Genomic DNA, 2,764 nt, shown 5'->3' with positions numbered 1-2,764 from the left:
GCGAGGCGGGTGAGGCTGCCGGGCGGCCCGGCCGCGATCGCGGTCGAGCCGGTCCTGCGCCTGTCGACGCTGATCATGGTCCGCGACGCGGTGCGGGCGGGCGTCGGGGCGGGCCGGCTGCCGATCTCGCTGGTGAGCCACGATCTGCGCGACGGCCGGCTGGTCGATTGGGGCGACGTCGACGCGCCCGGGATCGTGCTCTGGGCCCTGTACCCGACGCGCCGGCTGCTCAGCACGCGCGTGTCGGCCTTCCTGGACCACCTCAAGCAGGCGTTTCCCGGCGGGACGCCGGACGAGCTCGCGGCCTACATCGCCGATTGAGGCCGATCCGCCGGGTCGCCGCCCTTCGGGTCGGAATCGGCTTCCGCGCGCGGGCCGCCGTGCCCGGTCGATCGTCGCCGAGGCTCACGTGGACGGGGGCGCTTCCGAAAACGAAGACGGGGCGGGCACGGGTTCCCCCGCATCCGCCCCGACCCGAGGGACGATCGTCCCGCGTTCCGTCCCTTGCTGTAGAGAGCAGGTGAGTTTGGTTGCAAGCCGACGTCTAAAACATTGAAATTGCTTGGCTTTTTACCTGATCTTCAATAGAGTGCGGTTGCAGTGAAGGGGGGTGTTTGATAGTGCAATTATAGACATTGGACCACAAGGCAAAAAAATGCCCCGGCATAACCAGGGCATTTTCGTAATCGAAAAACTTATCGAAGCTTCGAATTTAGCAGCGCTTCAACTTCATCTCTTTTGTAATAAAACTTACTTACATCATATGAAGACGTAACGGGATGAATTTGATTTCTCCTTAAAATGGACTTCACCGGATTTCTTTTCGTAGCGGATGCAATTTGAATTTCGCTGAGAGCGATATAATTCTTTATAAAATTATCAACAGACTCTGAGCTAACATTTTATCGTTCATGATAATACTGAGGGCATTCTCCAGGTATCTCGTTGATCAGTCCCAATCTAATGATCCTGCGCGCCGATGCATAATGTAGGTTCAGCTTTCGGGCTGCTTGATCCACGCTGATCCCGACGCCTGAAAACAGGGCGGGCCGCACTTGCTCTGGCCTGACCCGTATCGACATGTAACCGAGTTCGTCCGAGCGACGACCGACCCACGGAAGTCGATGGTTCTGGATGAGGCTGACGATGTCCATCGCACCGCATGGCACCCTCTTCGCCGCGCGTGGAATGGAGAATGCCCCTCGACCTCGCGATCGAGAACCTCGGCACCGTCCAAGAGCGACAACATCAGCGCATCGACCTCCTTCATGTTGAACGCGAGCAGCCGCTTCGTCGAGCCGCCGTTGGGGTACACCGGGCGCAGGAAGCCGGCACGGAACAGGAGTTGGGCCTGGACACGCGGGGCGTTGATATAGGCGGACACCTTCGTCAGCCCCTTGGTCCCGCAGAGCTCGGCCAGGAACGGGGCGCTGGCCTCCGCCGAAAACATCACGAGGTTATCCGCAAGGTCGGCATGTTCGTCGCCGATGAATCCGGCTTCCCGCAGCAACTTGCGAAGCCGCTTGGGATGGACGCCCGTTTCGCGTGATGCGGATCAGATCGAGTGGACCTGTCGTTCATCAACCGACTGTCCCAGGCATACCTTACCCGAGCCGATGGGCAGGGATGCTGCGACGGCATCTCGAACCAGGCCGCGAAGCCGTTCCATGTCCTGCGTGTCCCGGTTGTCGGAGAACCAGGCATGGAGGCTGCCGAGGGCGGCTTGCGGCCCTCCGTTGGCCGACCTCGTGACGTCGCCGCGAACGAGATCGAGGATGAAGGTCCGGATCGCGTCCTCACCGGCCGTCGCCAGGTCGCACCCGAACTGGGCGGCGATCCTGAGCTGGCTCTCGTCCAGCTTGCTCGACCGCTGGCTGCGGCCATGCAGCCGGACCGTTCCCAGTACTTCGCAGAAGCGCGCGGCCACGCCGGTCGCGAGACCATCCAGCAATGGTATCCCACCGCCATCACCGATGATGCGCCGGAGCAGGTAATCCTCCAGCCTCGTCGTCTCCACCGGCGCGGTGGTGTCGACCAGCCGGGATAGATCCGAAGCGTGTGGTCGAACGGAAGCCGCGAAGTCGTGAACCGTCCTCTGCTCCGAGGGGAGGATCGCCAGGGGAGTGCCGTGGAGGTGGCAGGTCCGGATGAACGAGATCTGCCACCAGGTCCGGCAGTACATCGCGGCATCCGGCGGCAGTGTCGAGCCCTCCGCATCCCGCAGAAGATAGGCAGGGCACACCCGTAGCCGCGCGCGGGACATCCACTGTCGATCGAAGCGTTCGGTGCCCAGGAGCCGAACGCTTTCGTCGATCTTGCGGAAGGTTGACGCGAACAACAGGTTCGGATCGACACCGGCGAGCTCTGCGAGACGTTGGATCGCGGCCGGCTCGCCGTCGATGACCTGGCGGAACAGCATACCCTGGTCCTCGCAGAACGAGCCCGCCAGGGGGATGCCGTTGCGCGCGGCGAGTCGCGACACGAAACTGGTTGGGGTCTCGCAGGGCATGTAGGGGACGGTCATGCGAAGGGACGTCATCACCTGTCCTTCCCCTTGATCGAGGGCTTGGTCCGCTCGTCGCTGGCCTCCTTCTTGTCGCGGACCACAATCATGCGCCAGACATCGACTGGTCAGCCCCCATTGAAGTGGTCCGCCCTTTGGTATGGCTTTTGAGCCTGGAGGACGGACAAGATGGCAAAGCCCCCGAAGCCCGAGGAGATCGTCGCGAAGCTACGTCAGGCAGACGTGCTGATCTCACAGGGC

Annotated in this window: 3 protein-coding genes; 1 reads left to right on the top strand and 2 read right to left on the bottom strand. The window is 62.1% G+C overall.

The features are described 5' to 3' along the window. Positions 1-321, top strand: a 321-nt coding sequence (locus FV230_RS26850; RefSeq protein WP_246695024.1) for a LysR substrate-binding domain-containing protein, incomplete at its 5' end; no start/stop codon positions are given. Positions 322-994: 673 nt separating this feature from the next. On the opposite strand, the gene FV230_RS26845 is transcribed toward FV230_RS26850, so the two are convergent. Both FV230_RS26845 and FV230_RS26840 read right to left on the bottom strand, forming a co-directional pair. Continuing rightward, positions 995-1,510 (bottom strand): hypothetical protein, encoded by a 516-nt coding sequence (locus FV230_RS26845; protein WP_147844548.1) that lies wholly within the window; start codon positions 1,508-1,510, stop codon positions 995-997. 45 nt (positions 1,511-1,555) lie between these two features. Then, entirely contained in the window at positions 1,556-2,524 is a 969-nt protein-coding gene (locus tag FV230_RS26840; protein ID WP_187275646.1) for a TniQ family protein, read from the bottom strand. Positions 2,525-2,764: the final 240 nt, after the last annotated feature.

It is taken from the genome of Methylobacterium sp. WL6 (assembly GCF_008040095.1).
Taxonomy (GTDB): domain Bacteria; phylum Pseudomonadota; class Alphaproteobacteria; order Rhizobiales; family Beijerinckiaceae; genus Methylobacterium.
Note: the sequence above shows the minus strand (reverse complement) of the source record. Positions and strands in the feature narration are given on the sequence as shown.

Bases quoted from the DNA above. Each gene is read 5' to 3' on its own strand.
- FV230_RS26840 (WP_187275646.1), bottom strand. From the start codon at position 2,524: ATGACCGTCCCCTACATGCCCTGCGAGACCCCAACCAGTTTCGTGTCG.